The organism is Idiomarina sp. ST10R2A5 (assembly GCF_051842325.1).
Taxonomy (GTDB): Bacteria; Pseudomonadota; Gammaproteobacteria; order Enterobacterales; family Alteromonadaceae; genus Idiomarina; species Idiomarina abyssalis.
Genome location: NZ_JBNIEX010000070.1, coordinates 1 through 242 on the forward strand (window position 1 = coordinate 1; position 242 = coordinate 242).

The following is a 242-nucleotide window of genomic DNA, read 5'->3' on the forward strand; positions in this document are numbered from 1 at the left end:
TCAACATATTCGCACCGAGGATGGCGAAGGCAAAGTACACGCCGAACGTGAGCCCGGGCCCGAACGTCGGATCCAGCAATGGCGCGTCCGCAGCGATCGCTGCAGCGTGTATTTCGGCGGTTCCACCCAACGCAAGCACGGCGCCACCGAAACCGAGGGCGAGCAGCGGGAGCAGGACGAGCGTCTGGACGGTATCGGTGACGATGCTCGCCACGAGTCCCCCATACGCCGTGTAGATCAAG

General features: G+C 63.6%; 1 protein-coding gene. It reads right to left on the bottom strand.

Annotated features, from left to right (window positions below; genetic code table 11):
- A partial coding sequence (locus ACP7FG_RS13160) for a hypothetical protein (RefSeq protein ID WP_439226654.1) occupies window positions 1–214 on the bottom strand: 214 nt, incomplete at its 3' end.
- Between the last annotated feature and the right edge of the window lie 28 nt (window positions 215–242).